Below are 16868 nucleotides of genomic sequence, written 5' to 3' on the forward strand. Positions count from 1 at the left end.
AACGGCAATGGCAACGCCGGCGGCAATGGCAACGGCAACGCCGGCGGCAACGGCAATGGCAACGCCGGCGGCAATGGCAATGGCAATGCCGGCGGCAATGGCAATGGCAATGCCGGCGGCAATGGCAACGGCAACGCCGGCGGCAATGGCAATGGCAATGCCGGCGGTAATGGCAACGGCAACGCCGGCGGCAATGGCAATGGCAATGGCCGCAATTAGGTCGCAGCCCGATGATCATCGGGAGCAACTGGCATGAAAAATCGCATCCGTAATTCCGGCTGGAAGCGAACTGCAAACCGCAGTCTCCTTGCAGCGCCTGTGACTTGCGCGATAGCGGCTTGTCTTGCCCTCATCATTGCCGTTGGCCTGCATGCCAACGGCTGGCTTCGCCCCATCGAGCGCGCGGTCCAGCAGGCCCGGTTTTCCGTTCTGGATCGGGCCCCCTCCGGCGAGATTGTGTTCGTCGACATTGACGCGTCCAGCCTGCAGCATGTGGGCGTCTGGCCTTGGCCTCGCAGCATCCATGCCCGCATCATCGACCGTCTGCGCGCAGAAGGGGCGGCCGAAATCTTCTACGACGTGGATTTCAGTTCGGCCTCAAACGCGGAGGAGGACGCGGCGCTGGCGCAGGCTCTGGAGCGTGCTGAAGGACGCGTCCATCTGGCTGTCTTTCGCCAGTTGCAGGATCCTGGGAATCCGGAATCCCGCAGCTACAGCAATGTTCCCTTGCCAGCCTTTCTCGATCATGCCTGGCCGGTCTCGGTGAGCATACCGCTCGAAGTCGACGGGCGTGTCTGGCGGGCGGGCCTTGCGGATCTTGTCGACGGCGAGACAGTCCTGACCCTTTCAGCCATGCTGGCAGGTGTAGACGGACGGGTTGGCGACAAGTTCGGCATCGACTTTGCGATCGATCCCGCGGGAATCCCGCGCCTGCCGGCCAGGGCATTGTTGACTGAGGCGCCGCTTGACGTGTCGCTGGCCGGCCGCAAGGTGGTTGTTGGCGCGAGTGCGCAGGAATTGCGGGATCTCTTTGTCGTTCCCGTTCACGGTATCCAGCCCGGCGGCGTGGTACAAATCCTCGCTGCAGAAAGCCTCCTGGCGGGGCGGCCGATTTCGGGCGGCTACGGCTACTGGCTGCTGGCGGCGGTGCTCCTGGCAGCATCGGTGGCCACATTGTCCGGCATCGTCAACTGGCGCAGCCGCATTCTTCTGTTCCTGGTGTTGGCCATTGCGCTTGAAGCGTGGGCGCTGCTGGTACAGGTGCGCCATCCGGTCAGTCTGGACACGGGGCCGGCGCAGGTTACGCTGCTCGTGCTTGCGCTGTCAGTGCTGCTGCGTGAGATCGGTGTCCGGCAGTTCCTTTTCCGCATGATGCGTACGGCACGTGAGAATGACAAGGTCGTCCTTGACCAGTTGTTTGCCGACAGTTTCGATGGCGTCATTGTCGTCGACGCCGACGGGATCATTCGCGCTGCAAGTCGGAGCGCCGCGGGAATTCTGGGAACTGATGTTCGTGTCGGCGAGGCGGCCGAACAGGTCCTGCCGAACGATATCATGCGCGCGGTGCGCAGCGCCCTGGCGCAGCCGTCGCCTGCGGCGGACGCCAGTCTCAGCGAAACGCAGCTGCCGCCGGAGAGCGGCAGCGCGGAGAATCGCGTCATCGAGTTCGTCGTCACCTGTTCCGACCTGGCACCCGAGGACGGCGGCGAGGCGCAAAAGGTTGCCTGTCTCACCTGTCGAAACGTGACCGATCGGCGTCATGCCGAAGAACAATTGGCCTATCTTGCCGCGCATGACCCAGTCACCGACCTGCTTGACCGCCGGGCTTTCGAGACCGAGCTGACGCTGTGGATGGCACGGCGAATGGAACGGGACGGTGGCTGTTGGGTCCTGGTGCTGGGGCTTGAGAGGGTTGATATCATCGGTGCATCCCTTGGCCTTGCGATGGTTGACGGCGTACGTGCCACCATTGCCCGGCGCCTGCAGCACCTTGAGTGCGAGATCCTCGGCAGTGTTGGTGATCTGCGGTTCGCAATTGCCTGTGCTGCCGCGCCGCCGGAGGAGTTCTGCAAGCAATTGCAGACCCTGGTTGAACAGGAAGTGGTGCTGGAGGGGCACCGGCTGCATGTTGGCGCCAGCATCGGCATCGCCTTGATCCCTCCGGGCAAGACGTCCGATGCGGCGGCCGTACTGCGCCAGGCGGGAACTGCGCTGTCCCTGGCGCAGAAGGCGGGAGCGGGCTCCGTACGGTGCTTCGATGCCGCGATGGATCAAGCGCTGACGCGCCGCCGCCTGCTCGAGATCGATCTTGAAGAGGGGCTTTCACGCGGCGAATTCCAGGTCGTCTATCAGCCGCAAATCGATCTCGTCAGTCGCCAGCTGGTGGGCGTGGAGGCGCTGTTGCGTTGGACCCATCCGGTCTTTGGCGAGGTCTCGCCGGGTGAGTTCATTCCGATCGCGGAGGAAAGCGGGCTCATCGAGCAATTGGGCGCTTTTGTTCTGACCGAGGCATGCCGGACCCTGCAGCAATGGGGCCGGCCGTTGCGGCTGGCCGTCAATGTGTCGCCGATACAGGTCCAGCGCGGCTCGATCGGCGGTGATGTCGAGCGCGCCCTTGCGGCATCCGGGTTTCCGGCATCGAGGCTCGATCTTGAACTTGTGGAATCGCTGTTTCTTGGGCAGGCGGAAGCGGTCTCGGCCAGCATTGCGCATCTTTGCCGGCTCGGCTGCGGACTGGCCCTGGATGACTTCGGTTCCGGTTATTCGTCGCTCGGCTATATTCCGCGCTTTCCCTTTTCGAAGATCAAGATCGACCGGTCATTCATCCAGAATGTTCACAAGGACAAAGGCAGCGCGGCCATCGTGCGCAGCGTGGTTGAACTGGCGCGGGGGTTTGACATCCAAGTCATAGCCGAGGGGATCGAAACGCCGGAGCAGGATGAAGCCGTGCGGGCCCTTGGCTGCGACTTCGGCCAGGGATTTCTTTATGGCCGACCAATGTCCGCCGATCAGGTGATGAAAATCATGCGCACCGCCGCCTGAACTGTCGCGGCGATGCGCATCGGGGATCGGATGCCTCAGAGGCCGAGCCCGCCGATACAGGCGTATTTCAGGCTCAGGTAGTCATCGACGCCGTACTTCGAGCCTTCGCGGCCCATGCCGCTGTCCTTGACGCCGCCGAAGGGGGCGACTTCCGTGGTGATCAGGCCTTCGTTGATGCCGACAAGCCCGTATTCCAGCGCTTCCATGACGCGGAACACCCGGCCGAGGTTCTGGGCATAGAAGTAGCAGGCCAGGCCATACTCGGTGTCATTGGCAAGCCGAATGACTTCCTCTTCGGTCTCGAAGCGGAACAGCGGGGCCAGCGGACCGAAGGTCTCCTCGCGCGCCACCTTCATCTCGGCGGTGGCGCCCGCAACGATGGTGGGCTGGAAGAAGCTGCCCTCGTTGCCGATGCGCGCGCCGCCGGTCAGCACCGTGCCACCCTTGGCAACCGCATCAGCGATGTGTTCCTCGACCTTGGCAATGGCGTTGGTGTCAATCAGCGGACCCTGGGTGATGCCGTCCTTGCGTCCGTCGCCCACCTTCAGCTGCGCCTCGACGGCCGCCTTCAGCTTGGCGGCAAAAGCGTCATAGACGCCGGCCTGGACGTAAAGCCGGTTGGCGCAGACGCAGGTCTGGCCGGAGTTGCGGAACTTGGAAATCATCGCGCCGGCGACAGCCGCATCGAGATCGGCGTCGTCAAAGACGATGAAGGGCGCGTTGCCGCCCAGTTCCATCGAGATCTTCTTCATGTGCTTGCCCGCCTCGCTGGCGAGCAGCTTGCCGACTTCGGTCGAGCCGGTGAAGGTGATCTTGCGCAGGAGGGGATGTTCGCACATCTCCGCCGCGATTTCGGCTGCCGAACCGGTGACCACGTTGATGACGCCGGCCGGAATACCCGCTGCGTCCGCCATCGCGCCGAAGGCGAGGGCAGAGTAGGGCGTCTGGCTGGCCGGCTTGATGACGATGGTGCAGCCGGCCCCGAGCGCTGCGCCGAGCTTGCGCGCGATCATCGAGTTCGGGAAATTCCAGGGCGTGATGGCCCCGACGACGCCGACCGGCTCCTTGGTGACCAGGATGCGCTTGCCGGCCCAGGGGGCGGGAATGACATCGCCATAGATGCGCTTGCCCTCTTCGGCAAAGAACCGGATGTACTTCACGCCCAGCGCGATCTCGCCCTTGGCCTCGGCCAGCGGCTTGCCCATTTCGGTGGTGAGCAACTCGGCCAGCGCATCGTGGTTCGCCATGATCGCATCGCACAGCTTGTGCATGCGCGTGGCGCGGTCCTCTGCCGTCAGGGCCTTCCAGCCGGCAAGCGCCTTGTGAGCGGCCTCGATGGCGCGGCGCGTTTCGGCGCGCCCGGCTTTCGGAACGGTGCCGATGGTCTCAAGCGTTGCCGGATTGTCGACGCGGATGGTCTGGCCACTGTCGGCCGGAACCCAGGCTCCATCGATGTACAGCTGCTGCTTCACCAAGTTTGCATCAAGGCCCATGTCGGTCTCCCCCGGTCTGTCTTGCCCGTCGTGTCGGACGTGTGTGGCATGTTTCCGGCAGGACGTCATGTCGCCGCCAGTTATTTAACATGTTAAACAGTTATGGAGTGTTCGGTAAAGAGGCTTTCCCGGTGACCGTGCGGGCCAAAGCGCGTCCTGCACGGCAAGGCACATCAATATTCCTTTTCGAAATAGATGCCGGCCTTTGACGAGCCGGTAGCCCCGACTTCGCCGCGCGCCTTGAGGTTACGCGACAGGTCGATGTCGACCTTGACCTTGGAGGAGTCGCGGCCGGTGCCCTGTTCGACGCCCAGATAAATGTTGTCATTGATGTATTTGCCCACCGACAGGGACGGTCCGCCGGGGCCGGCGACATTGAGATCGACCGCGTCCAGCCCGAGCGACTTGCGCAGCTGGGCGAGGGGGCCCTGGTCGCTGCCCCCGGTCAGCGTTGAGACGGCTGCTGCCAACTGGGCGATCTGCGTCGGCGACAGGCTGGTCATGCTCTTGTCGAACAGCAACTGGGCGAGGATTTCATCCTGAGGCAGGGACGGGGAAGAGGACAGGGCGATGACCGGATCTGCGGCGCTGCCACTGATGGTGACGCTGACCGAGGTCGAACTGGCACTGGTGGTGGCGACGAAGTCCAGTGTCGGCGTCAGGGAGCCGGTGAAGGTTGCGATGCCGCGAGAGAAGGCGAGACGCCGGGTGAGGACGTCGAGCTGGCCGCGCCGCAGGGAAAACCCGCCGACGGCCTGAGGTGCGGAAGTGGTGCCAACAATGCGCAGCGAGCCGCCGAGTTCGGCGTCGAGGCCACGGCCGCGCACGAAGATGCGTGAGGGGGCATTGACCGTGACATCCAGGGAAAGACCCGCGCTGCCGCTGGCCGTTCCGCCGCTCTCGCCCAAGTCCTGTTGCAATTCGGCAACCTGTTCACGCACCGGCTTGGGCGCGTTGACATGGCGAACGGCCAACGGGGACAATCCGCCGGGCAGCGATTGCGGAATGGCGATGTTGGCGTCCTGGATATTGACGGAACCGGACAGGACCCCGCCTCCTGCCAGCGGCCCGGTGATCTTGAGGGCTGCGCCGAGATCGGCCGAGACGATGCGACCGTCGCTGTAGCGACCGTTATCGACTGTGACTGTCAGGTCGGCCGGCATGCCTTGCGACAGGCCGACGGAGCCGCTGGCCTCGACTGTGCCACCCGCGGCAATCGCGGCGGTGACGCCGTTGACGACAATCCGGTCGCGGGTCACGTCGAGCGTGCCGGTGATGTCGCGCAAGGTGAAGCCTGAGGACAGTTCTGTGAAACTGAGGCCTTGCGGGCGGGCCGTCAGGGCGTAGTCGGGGGCCGAAAACGATCCGCCAACCCGTCCTGATACGGCAAGCGTGCCTTCTCCCCGGAAGCCGGACCGGGTCAGGGCAAGGCGCGCGACCGAAAGCGGAACGGTGCCGGATAGGTCCAGTGCCAGGGCGCCGGCGCCGCCGAGCGTAACCGGTCCGCTGGCGCTGAGCGAAAGGCCACCATCGCCGGAAATGCGGCTGGTCTGCTCGATGCGCTGGCCGGAGAATGTGCCGCGACTGTCAAGGCCAAGCGGGGCAATGCCATTGCTGGCAAGTGCAGAAGCGGACAGACCGGAGCCGGTCAGTTGCCAGGCGGCCGTTGGTGCGCTGGCCGGGCCGGTGACCTTGACCGTACCACTCAGACTGCCGCCAAGGCCGAGACCGGGACTGACCGCATTGGCCAGCGCCACGGGAACGGCCTTCAGGGTGCCGGAAAGGTCCAGTCTTTCTCCGGCTGTGCCGGTGATGACCAGGGAACCGGAGCCGAGCGCGAGCGCAATCTCGTCGAGCCTGGCGATAGCGCCAGCATAGGAAAGGCGGGCCGGTCGCACGAGCGACGTCTTGAGGCCGCTGTAGCTGCCATCAAGCTTTGCCAGGACAAGATCAAATCCGGAAGGTGTTGCGGTCAGATTTCCACCTGCGGCTACCCCGTCCCTGGCAGCGCCGGGCAGACGGGCATCCAGCGTGAAATCGGTGCGGCTGCCGTCGCTGCTCGCCTGGGCGGAGAGACTGGCCAGCCGCGTTCCGCCAGCAACGATACCGGATGCTGCGGCAGTGCCTGTGGCCTGGGGCACGGCCAGGAGATCAAAGAGGTTTGCGTCGACCTTGAGGCTTTCCACCGCAGCCTCGGGCAGGCCGAGGCCGGATCCCTCTGCCGTCAGGGCTATGCGAGGGCCTTTGGCGTCGGCGCTGAGTGTTGCCTGTGCGGTCAACCGGCCCGCCAGCGGGGTGAGGGCAAGGGGCGACAGTTCGGACAGGTCGGGCGCGTTCAGTGACAGGGTGCCGCTGACGCTTTCAAGGGCCCGTGCAAGGTCCGCGACGGTCAACGTACCGGTCAGCCTGTTGCTGCCGACGGCGGCTTCAAAGCCGCTCAGCTCGGCACGGCCATCGCGGCTGGACAGATCACCGCGGGCCACCAGCGGAGCACCATTGAGGCTCGCCGACAGGTTTAGTTCCCCGCGCGGTGCGGCGGGATCAGCCTCGCCGGCGACCGCCAGCGACAGGTCGGTCAGTGGCGTTCCCGCCAGCAGAATGCGTTGTGAGGTCGCGGTCAGGTCGAGCCCAGGGCGTGCGAGCGCACCGGACAATTCGGCTTCGGCGGTGAGGCTTCCGCCAAGGCGCGGGTCAAGTTTGCCAAGGTCGGGCAGGACGAGCCTGAGGTCGCCGTCGAGCCCATCCCCATCGCCCCGCTTCAGTTCGGCGTCGCCGGACAGGGTTGCGCCGGGGGCGGTGAGGGCAAGGTCACGCAGACCCAGCGTGCCGTCATTGGCGAGCGTCACGTTGGCGGTCGCCTGTGTCTTGCCGGCCAGAAGGCTGTCGAGGGGGGCGATGCCGGCGGCAAGATCTGTGCCGGCGAGCGACAGGACAACCGTGCCTGACGGGTCGTTGAGGTTCAGGTCGGTGCGGAAGCCGGCCCCCAGGCTGCCCGCCAGCGGCTGGCCGGCGAGCGGGGCGAGAGTGGCAAGATCCGGCAGGCGCAGGTCGCCCGTCACACGGGTCCGGGCCAGGCTGATTTCGCTCTCGCCAAGTTGCAGCGACAGAACCGGCAGACTGGCGCTGCCCCGTGCCAGGCGCAGCACGGGCGTGCCGTTCTCGACCGTCAGCCGACCGGCCAACTCGGCCGCGCTGGCTCCGGCGAAGGAGGCAAGACGCGGGTCCTGCGGCGACAGGCCGGCAAAGCGCAAGGTGGCACTGAGGGGCACCGACACGGCGCCGGGCCGAAAACTTGCGCCGACGCCGGTGGCATCCATCCGGGCGGAGGCAAGCTGTCCCGCCGGCGCGGCGAGAGTATCGGTTTCCACGCTGGCATGCCAGGTAGCCCGATCAAGAGTGCCGTCCAGCCGAGCCGAGGCGGTCAGTCGTTTCAAGGTGGTCAGGCCAGCGCCAGTCTCGATGCCGATCAGGGCATCGCCGCCAGCTGCCAGCGTCACGTCCGCCAGTCCGGTGAGAGCCTGCGTGGCCGGATCGAGATTGCCGGAGGCAGAGACCTGCAGCGTTCCGGTCTGGATGCTCAAACTGCCGGCCAGAGGCTGGAACGTTCCGGAGAGGTCCGCCGTGCCGGCCAGTCGTGTCGTCCCCTGAAACAGGGCGCCGGCAATCGGCGGGACCAGGGGGGCGAGATCGCCGTCGAGGTCGATCGTCAGGCGGCGTTTCGTATCGGTTGCTGCCGTCAGGCGCGCAGTGCCGCTGACGGTCGGGTGGCCATCGAGGGCAAGCCCCAGCCTGGCACCCCAGTCTGCGAGCGGCCCTGAGCCGGCAAGGTCAAGATCCAGCGCGGGAAGCTCGTCAATGCCGGCGAGCCGGGCAATGATCCCGCCGCGAGGCTCGTTGGCCCTGACGCTGAAGTCCAGCGTGCCGGCGCCCGGAGCAAAGCTGAAATCGGCGGTAACGGTCCCCGGCGTGCCGTCGATCCGGGCGATGCCAAGCCGGGCGGAAATGGTCTCCGGCACCGCCTGGGCCGCCCCTTCGGCCTTGGCGGCCAGGGCAACCGGTATGCCGGCCACCGGCGCGCCAAGCTGGATTTTCGGCAGGTCGAGCTTGTCGATCCGGACCGCAGCGATAGGCAGGAGCGGGCCGTCATTTGCCGGGGTCGTCTGCTGGGCCGGTGCCGGTATCGGCCGGCGCTGCAGGTCAACCAGATCGGCAGCCAGGCCGGTGATGTGCATTTGCCCGGTGAGCAAAGCCAGCGGCTGCCACTCGAGGGCAATCCCTGACACCGTGGCATAGGGCCCCTGGCTGTCCGTCAGGGTCAGCGAAGCGAGAGAGGCATTGCCCGACCAGGAGATCGACAGTCCCTCCAGCCGCGCGCCGCCGTCGGGCAAGTCCAGCGCATCGTTGGCAAATCGCTGGATCAGGCTTTCCCCGAGCGGCGTCGGCACCAGGGCGAGCGCCAGTCCGGCCAGCGCCGTGCTGCCGAGGGCGGTGTAAAGCAGGGCTTTCAGGATGCGCCGCAATGAATCGGTCCGGTTCAGAAGGCCTGGCTGAGGCCAAGGTAGATCGCGAAATCAGGATCACCTTTTTCAGGCGAAAGTGGGACCGCAACATCGAGGCGCAGGGGGCCGATCGGGGTAAAATAACGAATACCGGCGCCGATGCCGATCTTGAGGGGGCGCGAGAAGTCGGGCACCGAAGCCTTGTAGACATTGCCCGCATCGACAAAGGCGACCGCGCCGAACGTCTCGGTCAACCGCACTCGGACTTCGCCTGACATCTCAAGCAGGCTGCGGCCGCCGGTGACTTCGCCGTTGCGACGCGGGCCGACGTTGCGATAGGCATAGCCCCGGATCGAGCCGCCACCACCGGCAAAGAAGCGCCGGCCAGCCGGAATGTCATCCACCTGTGGCCCGACGATGCTGCCCGCCGTCAGACGCCCGGCGAGGATGAAGCGCTTGGCCTCGTCCAGGGCCACATAGCTGGAAACAGAGCCTTTGGTGAACAGCATCATGTTGCCGTTGCGGATGTCATAGGCCGGCTCTGCAAAGGCCGTGACCAGAAGTCCCTTTGACGGGTTCAAAAGGTCGTCCCGGGTGTCATAGGTCATATCCGCCGGAAGGCCGGTCAGCAGATAGGTCTTGTTGCCATAGGCGTCCTTCTCGTCGAGGAAGGCGATCTCGAACCCCGCCCGGCCAGCGAACTGGTCGGTGAACTGGCGCTTCAGATAGGCATCATAGGTGACAGAGCGGCTGGTGTAGGCGTTGGGGGCTTCCTGCTTGGCCGACAGGGACGTGCTGAAGCTGGTCAGCGGCCCGAACACACCGGGCTTCTCGAAGGCGATCTTCGCCGCATATTCCATGTCTTTCAGCGATGCATTGCCAAGCCGGCCGACCGAGCCTTCGACAGACAGAAGCTCCCCCTGGCCGAACAGGTTGCGCCGGCGCCAATAGGCCTCGAACCCGCCGCCCTCCGTCGACGACCAGGTCGCGCCAGCGCCCAGCACGTGTCGCTTGCGTTCGGACACTTCAATGGTGATCGGCAGCGTGCCGTCGGGCCCGATCGTCTCGGCCTCGACCATGTTGACGCTGGCGAAGATGCCGAGATCATTCAGGCGCTTCTGGGCTGCAGCCAGAATCTCCGGGTCATAGACGGATCCTTCAGGGATCATGGCCTGCGCCACGACAAAACCGGGGTCGGTGACCTGTGTGCCGGTGACGGTCACGGGACCGAATCGTGCCTGCTGACCGGCATTGGCAACAAGGGTCACGTCGAGGTGACCATTGGCATGATCAGCGGTGATGTCGCGGGTGACGATGCGGGCCTTGGGATAGCCGCGGGCCTGCAGGAGCGACAGCATCTGGCGCTCGGCGACCAGCACCTTGGACGAATCTGCCGTGGTGCCGGCGGCAAGCCCCCAGAAGCCGGGGTCGGTTGCAAGCTGGCTTGCCGCCGAGCCTTCGGCGCCGATGCGCACATCACCAAAGTTGAATTGCGGTCCGGCGGTTATGGCGATGCTGACCGGAACCGGGCGTGGGCCGGGCAGGCTGCCACGCTGCAGGGCTGACTGAAGCGGCAGCCCTGCAACGCGGATGTCGACCGTGCCGCCGTAGCGGCCCTCGATATAGAGCTGGGCGATCAACCGGTCGAAATCGTTGAGCGCACGGGCAATCAGCCCGGCTTCGCCGGAGGGGGCCTTTTCTGCCTCGCTCATCAGGAGAGAGGCCGCTGTCAGCCGCTCCCGCAACGGTTCATCGCCGCCGGACAGAGTAAGCGTAGGAACATAGGGAAAGGCATCCGGCGTGTTTGCCTCGTCACCCGCCGAACCCCACAGGCGGTAGCCGAAGAGTTCGAAGGCCGACGCCGGCATGGGCAGCAGCGTCGCGGCGAGACCGACGGCCATCACCGCACAAACAACTTTGTCCCGCCAGGCCGACCGGATGCGGACGGGGCGGGGCAGGGAGCCATCCGCTCGGCAATATGCCGCTGCGGGGCCAGACTGATCGGACGGAACTCGCATCAACTCGCAGCCGCCGGGTGGGCCCAAAGGCCATGGCAGATCCATGGTCATGGGTTTCTATCGCATGGGCAGCCCGCGAAGGCGAGCCGATCCCGCAAAGACACTCATTCGGAGCGCCCGTCATCCGGAACGCCTCGCATGGTGCTGGTCTTCACACCAGCATAGTAACGAAGGAGTTAAGCTTTTGTCGCTGACTTGATCCTTTGCGACGCCGGTGACCGTCAGAACAAATCCGGCTCTGCCGGTACATTCAGCAACCTGCGCGCGGCGGTCAGGGTGTTTGCCATCAGCATGGCAATCGTCATCGGTCCAACGCCGCCCGGGACGGGTGTGATGGCTCCGGCGTGGACCGCAGCCTCGGCAAAGGCGACATCGCCGACCAGTCGCGTGGCATCAGCGCCCCGCGTCAGGTCCGGTACCCGGTTGATGCCGACGTCGATGACCGTGGCGCCTGGCTTGATCCAGTCGCCGCGCACCATTTCCGGACGTCCGACGGCCGCCACGACGATATCCGCCCGGCGCACCACGTCGATCAGGTCCTTCGTGCGGCTGTGGGCGACGGTGACTGTGCAGCTTTCCGACAGGAGCAACTGGGCCATCGGCTTTCCGACGATGTTGGACCGGCCGATGACAACCGCATCGAGACCGGCGAGCGAAGAGCCCAGCGTGCGCTTCAGCAGCACGAGGCTTCCCGCCGGCGTGCAGGGGACCAGTGCCCGCTCGCGATCGCCGATGGACAACAGCCCGACATTGACCGGGTGGAACCCGTCGACATCCTTCTCCGGGCGGATCAGGCGCAGCACCTTGCTTTCGTCGATGTGGCGGGGCAGGGGAAGCTGCACCAGGATGCCGTGGATGGCGTCATCGGCATTCAGCGTCTCGACAAGGGCCAGCAGGTCCGTCTCGGACGTATCAGCCGGCAGGGTGTGCTTGACCGAATGAAAGCCGCAGGCCGCGGCCGCCTTGTCCTTGTTGCGGACATAAACCTGGCTGGCCGGATCTTCGCCGACAAGGACCACGGCAAGGCCAGGCTGGCGCCCCGTCTCGGTCAGAAGGCGGGCGGCGCGGGCAGTGATTTCGGCGCGGACGGAGGCGGCTACCGCCTTGCCGTCGATCAGGGTTGCCTGGCTCATGGGGGGGGCCTTTCCGGGCTGGCGCGGTCAAGGGCAGGACCGGCCGGGTGCTGAAACTGCGCGCACATTATGAATCGTCCGCCCGCCTGAAAAGTGGGGCGCACGACATTTTCCTCCCCAAAAGCGTCCCGCGTCGGCATTTCTTTTCACCGAGTCGCAGCGCTTTGAGAAGCGGAGGCTCTGATTCTCCCTGTTTTGCCGGCATTGCGACGGGTCATTGGAACTGGCGCGAGGATCGAGCCGGCAAGTGCTCATTCAAACATCTCCCAGCGAAACCAGTTCCTTAACGCTTTCCTTTCATTTGGTGTTGTAATTGAAGCACAGCGTATCGTCCCCGCACAGACGCAGCAGCAGCCCGGCTTGGACTTTGCCCGCGCCGGGTGCTAGGAGAAATGCCGGGACAGGATGGTGTAAGCGGGGAACCGATGCGGTCGTTGTGGCTTTTGTCTTTAGTATTGCTTGCAGCAGGCTGTGCCGCGCTCCCTTCCGAGGGGCCCTCCGCAATTGGCATCACGTCCGACCAGATTACCGCTGATCAGTCCGCTGTGCCGTCCGGCATGGAAAACTACGCCGTCATCGACATTGCACCGGGCAACATCGAGTATCTGAAGAACTACCGTCCGCTTGCCTTCATGAACCAGTTCAAGGGTGTCGGCGGCGGCGGCTCCAGCGCCCGCCTTGGTGTGGGCGATAGCTTGCAGATCAAGATCTGGGAAGCCTCGCGTGAGGGCCTGTTCTCGAATGGCAACGACAGCACGCTGATTCCGGCGACCATCGACGAGAGCGGCTTTATCTTTGTTCCCTACGCGGGCCGCATTCAGGCTGCGGGCCAGTCGGTCGAGGGACTGCGCCAGACCATCGAAGGCAAGCTCGCCGGCAAGGCAATCGAGCCGCAGGTCCTCATTGTCGTGTCCGGCAAGATGAGCGCGACAGCTGTCGTGGTCGGCGATGCAGCCAAGCCGGGTGTCTATCCGCTGCAGGTGCGCGACACGCGGCTGCTGGAACTGGTTGCCCAGGCCGGCGGCGCGCGCGCTGCAACCTACGAGACCGTCGTGACGCTGAAGCGCGGGACGCGCTCGGGCACGACGCGGCTCGAACATCTGATCGATTTTCCGGAAAACAACGTGCTCGTGGCTCCTGGCGACAACATCCTCTTGTCGCATCGCCCGCGCACCTTCTCTGCCTTCGGTGCAACGAAGGCGAACCAGCTTGTTCCGTTCCGCACCAAGTCCGTCTCCATGGCCGAGGCCCTGGCAACGGTCGGTGGCCTGAATGACTACCGCGCCGATGCAGGCGGGATCTTCCTGTTCCGCTACGAGGAAGCCGAACTGGTGCGCCAGTTGCGTCCGGATCTGGGTCAGAAGCTCGCCGGCCAGGTCGAAGTGCCTGTGGTCTATCGTCTCAGCCTTCAGGATCCGCGCGGGTTCTTCCTGGCACGCTTCTTCGAGATGCGTGACAAGGATATCCTGTACGTGGCGAACCATCCGACGGCGGAGTTCGGCAAGTTCCTGCAGATCATTGCGCCTCTGACAAATAATGCCATCGGCGTTGCCGCGATCATGAACAAGTAATTCCTTCTTGTTCGAAGGGTGAACAAGGACGGCGCCATGGCGGAAAAGCCGCAAGGGCAGGGCATGGGTGGACCAGACCCCTCCGGCGATGCCAAGAAGACTTTCGTCTTTCTGCAGGGCCCTCCTTCGGTGTTCTGCCGCCGTGTGGCCGACGAACTTGAGTTGTTAGGGCACCGCACGCTTCGCATCAACCTGTGTCCGGGCGACTGGCTCGCCTGGCATGACGGGCGAGCGGTCAATTACCAAGGCACTCTTGCCGGGTTCAGGGACTGGTTCCGCGACTTCGCGCGCCGCAGCGGTGTGACCGATGTGGTCTACTATGCCGACCGTGTGCCCTATCACGTTGCTGCCGCCGAAGTGGCAGCCGAGCTTGGCTTGACGGCCAGCACTTATGAGTTCGGCTACCTGCGCCCGGACTGGATCACGCTGGAGCGCGACGGCATGGCGGCGCATTCGCGGTTTCCGCAAGATCCGGACCGGATCCGGACACTGGCCCGGGATCTGCCGCCCATCGACCGGCGTCCGCTCTACACGCATCCGTTCTGGCTCGAGGCCTATCACGAGGTGGCCTATAACCTCGCCAATGTCTTCCTGGCCTGGTGTACGTTCCCGCGCTACATCCGTGATCGTTTCTATCATCCCCTTGCTGAGTATTTGCGGTTTATTCCGCGTCTTCTGCAGTCGAGCTGGCGCAACGGCGTCGCCGAGCATCTGATCGACGATGTGATTGGCAGCGGCATCCCCTATTACGTCTTCCCGCTGCAGATCCAGAGCGACTACCAGCTGCGCTATAATTCGCCCTTCAGCCATATCGGCGAGGCGGCGGAAGAGGTGATCCGGTCCTTTGCCAAGTCGGCGCCGGTGTCGGCCCGACTGGTGTTCAAGATCCACCCGCTCGACAATGGCATCGAGCCCTGGCCGAAGCTCCTGAAGCAGATTGCGCGCCGCTACGGCGTTCGCAAGCGCGTCTATGTGATCGACGGTGGCAACCTGAACCGGCTGCTGGAACACGCCAAGGGCGCGCTGATGATCAACAGCACCACTGGCATTCACGCCCTGCGCGTGGGCTGTCCCACCAAGGTCCTGGGCATTGCGCTCTATGACATCGCCGGCCTGACCAGCCAGGTGCCGCTTGACCAGTTCTGGGCCGATCGTACACCGCCGGACGCTGAGCTCCTTGACCAGCTCGAACGTCTTCTGGCGGCAACGATCCAGGTCAAGGGCAATTTCTACGTCGAGAAGGGGCGCCGGGCCGGGGCCTATGCCATGGCGCGCCGCCTGGCCGGAGGGACAGTGAACGGCTTGGGCACCTGCGAGCCCAGCCCGCCTCGTCTCGCAGGAGCCCTGGCGGCCGGAATTGCGACCACGTTCGACGAACAGATCAACGACGGCACAAAGACTGAAAGGTGGTTCCATGCCTGGCGCGGCTGAGACGGGCGCAGGGCTGGGCCAGCCCGTGCTGCTGGACATCACCCGGCTGATGGGGCGCGGTTTGCGCGCCTCGCCGACCGGCATCGACCGGGTCGAATTTGCTTATCTCGATCATCTCCTGGCCCGCACGGACATTGATCTCGGTTTTGTCGAGGCCGGCGATTTCGGTTTGCGCCTGTTGCCGCGCTCTGCAGGCCTCGACTTGCGGGATCGCACGGCCGCCAACTGGGGCGTTACTGAAACCGGCCCCAGCGCAGCCTATGGCCGGACCTTGCGGTTCCTGGGGCTGGACGCGCCGGAGGCAACCCTGACAGAGGGGCGGCGTGATGCGGTGACGGGCGCGGCTGCCTGGGTCAAGCGGGCAGCCGGGCAGGTGGCGGGGACATTGTCCAACAACCCGGGCAGGATCACTGGCGGCATCTATATCAACGTTGCCCATGCCAATCTGACCGCGCCCGCACTGCCCCGCTGGCTGGAACGCTCGGGCGTCCGGCCCGTGTTCCTGATCCACGATCTGATCCCGATCACCCACCCCGAATACTGCCGGCCGGGTCACGACGACCTGCATCGCCGCCGCATGGCGACCGTGGCCGCCCACGCCGACCTGGTGATCACCAATTCAACCTATACGCGGGATGTCTTCCTTGCGCATGTGGCCGAAGCGGGGCTGCGAAGCCCGCGCACAGAGGTGGCGCTGCTGGGGATCGAGGGCCAGTTCCAGTCTCCCGTCGGCGCGCTGGCCGAGCCGCAGCCGGACAAGCCGTATTTTGTCGTTCTTGGCACCATAGAACCGCGCAAGAACCACCTTCTGCTGTTGCCGCTCTGGCGGGACATGGTGGAACGTCTCGGCGAAGCCGCTCCGCGTCTGGTGCTGGTTGGGCGACGGGGCTGGGAAAACGAGAACATCGTCGACTATCTTGACCGCTGCCCGGCGCTGGCGGCCTATGTGCATGAGGCCGGCGGCCTGACCGACGCGGAAGTGGCGGCGCTGATGAAAGGCGCTGCCGCCGTGCTGGTGCCGTCCTATGTCGAGGGCTTCAGCCTGCCGCTGGTCGAGGCCGAGGCTTTGGGGGCGCCGGTCATCGCCTCCGACATTGCCGTCCACCGCGAGGTCGCAGGCCCGGCCGCCCGTCTCCTGTCCCCGCTCGATGGCCTTGGCTGGATGCGCGCCATCGAGGGCCTGGCGCGCGGCGACCGTGGCGCCCGGCTCGACATCGAACCGGGCGTACCCGAGACCATGACCTGGCCGGCCCATTTCCGCGTGCTGGACCGGTATCTCACTCAAACCCAAGGCTGATCCCGTTCGCCTAGCCGAGCCAGGTCCCGTACCAGAGCTGCCAGTCGACGACATTCTTGTTCTCGGCGCTTTCCGAGAACCCCATCAACACGTCAACCTTGTCCATTTGACCGCTTGAGAGCCTGTCCAGCCAGCCTGCAAGCCCAGCTGCTTCAGGATCGCGACCGAGGATGTTGCGGTAGAGGCTGGTAACATACGACGTATCACTCGGTGCGTCGCCGTATCTCGCCTTGAACTCGGCCGAATTCAGGAAGGCCGAAGCCATCTGTTTCAACGTCATTCCATCGTCCATCAGCAGAACATTATGCTTTAGAGCGTGTCGCGTTTAATTAGTTCCATATCCTGCGGCTTTGAAGAAGTTGTAGCATTCCTCATCGGTGAAGA

At 64.9% G+C, this 16868-nt stretch carries 10 protein-coding genes; 5 read left to right on the top strand and 5 right to left on the bottom strand.

Going from position 1 to position 16868, the window contains the following annotated elements:
- On the top strand, nucleotides 1-219 hold a 219-nt coding region (locus ACTIFE_RS20050; RefSeq protein WP_439530916.1), incomplete at its 5' end, for a hypothetical protein.
- A 33-nt stretch (nucleotides 220-252) separates the two neighbouring features.
- A complete protein-coding gene (locus tag ACTIFE_RS20055) occupies nucleotides 253-3042 on the top strand; it encodes an EAL domain-containing protein (RefSeq protein ID WP_439530917.1) in 2790 nt (929 codons plus the stop codon).
- Between the two features lie 35 nt (nucleotides 3043-3077).
- On the opposite strand, the gene ACTIFE_RS20060 is transcribed toward ACTIFE_RS20055, so the two are convergent.
- The 4 genes from ACTIFE_RS20060 to folD all read right to left on the bottom strand — a co-directional run bounded on the left by ACTIFE_RS20060 (nucleotide 3078) and on the right by folD (nucleotide 12185).
- Nucleotides 3078-4535: an NAD-dependent succinate-semialdehyde dehydrogenase gene (locus ACTIFE_RS20060; protein ID WP_439530918.1), complete on the bottom strand. Its 1458-nt coding sequence runs from the start codon at nucleotides 4533-4535 to the stop codon at nucleotides 3078-3080.
- A 173-nt stretch (nucleotides 4536-4708) separates the two neighbouring features.
- On the bottom strand, nucleotides 4709-9055 hold the full coding sequence (locus tag ACTIFE_RS20065; protein ID WP_439530919.1) for a translocation/assembly module TamB domain-containing protein: 4347 nt from the start codon (nucleotides 9053-9055) through the stop codon (nucleotides 4709-4711).
- A gap of 14 nt (nucleotides 9056-9069) precedes the next feature.
- Entirely contained in the window at nucleotides 9070-10935 is a 1866-nt protein-coding gene (locus ACTIFE_RS20070; RefSeq protein ID WP_439530920.1) for an autotransporter assembly complex protein TamA, read from the bottom strand.
- Nucleotides 10936-11273: 338 nt separating this feature from the next.
- Nucleotides 11274-12185, bottom strand: a complete 912-nt coding sequence (gene folD, locus ACTIFE_RS20075) for a bifunctional methylenetetrahydrofolate dehydrogenase/methenyltetrahydrofolate cyclohydrolase FolD (RefSeq protein WP_439530921.1) — start codon at nucleotides 12183-12185, stop codon at nucleotides 11274-11276.
- A 425-nt stretch (nucleotides 12186-12610) separates the two neighbouring features.
- Between folD and ACTIFE_RS20080 the strand changes: the two genes are divergently transcribed.
- From ACTIFE_RS20080 to ACTIFE_RS20090, 3 genes are read left to right on the top strand one after another with little or no spacing between them, the layout of a single operon-like run.
- Nucleotides 12611-13756, top strand: coding sequence for a polysaccharide biosynthesis/export family protein (locus tag ACTIFE_RS20080; RefSeq protein ID WP_439530922.1), 1146 nt, complete (start codon nucleotides 12611-12613; stop codon nucleotides 13754-13756).
- Nucleotides 13757-13792: 36 nt separating this feature from the next.
- Complete coding sequence (locus ACTIFE_RS20085) at nucleotides 13793-15187, top strand: capsule biosynthesis protein (RefSeq protein WP_439530923.1); 1395 nt, start codon at nucleotides 13793-13795, stop codon at nucleotides 15185-15187.
- Nucleotides 15171-16484, top strand: coding sequence for a glycosyltransferase family 4 protein (locus ACTIFE_RS20090; RefSeq protein WP_439530924.1), 1314 nt, complete (start codon nucleotides 15171-15173; stop codon nucleotides 16482-16484). Before ACTIFE_RS20085 ends, ACTIFE_RS20090 begins: the two co-directional genes overlap by 17 nt.
- A 10-nt stretch (nucleotides 16485-16494) precedes the next feature.
- Here ACTIFE_RS20090 and ACTIFE_RS20095 read toward each other — a convergent pair whose 3' ends face one another.
- The gene (locus tag ACTIFE_RS20095) at nucleotides 16495-16764 is read right to left on the bottom strand and encodes a DUF4214 domain-containing protein (protein ID WP_439530925.1); all 270 of its coding nucleotides are present in this window, start codon (nucleotides 16762-16764) and stop codon (nucleotides 16495-16497) included.
- Nucleotides 16765-16868 lie beyond the last annotated feature (104 nt).

It is taken from the genome of Pannonibacter sp. (assembly GCF_051860505.1).
Lineage (GTDB): Bacteria > Pseudomonadota > Alphaproteobacteria > Rhizobiales > Stappiaceae > Pannonibacter.